Here is a 525-nt window from a genome sequence, read left to right on the forward strand (position 1 = left end):
GATTTGGCGTGTGAAGATTTGGAAGGTGAAGAGAGCTTGGCCAATTCCGCCGCAATTTTGAACGTGACTGAAGCGCGCCGCGATTGGGGACGTGCCGGTCTGGCTTTATACGGTATTTCGCCTTTCGGCGGCGTGGATGATCGTTTGAAACCGGTTATGCGCCTGACTTCCCGCGTTTTCGGCGAACGTGTGTTGCAACCGCATTCTCCGATTGGCTACGGCGCAACGTTCTACACCAGCAAATCTACCCGTGTCGGTTTGATTGCTTGCGGCTATGCAGACGGTTATCCGCGTCGCGCTTCCACTAATTCCCCTGTGGCGGTGGATGGTAAGCGTAGCCGTATTATCGGCAGGGTATCTATGGATATGATTACGGTTGAGCTGGAAGCCTCGAAAGAGGGTTTAGGTGCGGAAGTCGAGCTTTGGGGCGATGTGATTAATATTAATGAAGTTTCCGAAGTTGCCGGTATGATTCCGTACGAAATCCTCTGCAATATCAAACGTGCGAAGTTTACTTATATCGAG

The 525-nt window shown here is 51.4% G+C and carries 1 protein-coding gene; it reads left to right on the top strand.

Features of this window, described 5'->3' with window-relative positions; translation table 11 throughout:
• A partial coding sequence (locus ACTHUM_RS18530) for an alanine racemase C-terminal domain-containing protein (RefSeq protein WP_440403757.1) occupies window positions 1–525 on the top strand: 525 nt, incomplete at both ends.

This window comes from Neisseria sp. P0021.S006, from assembly GCF_051956895.1.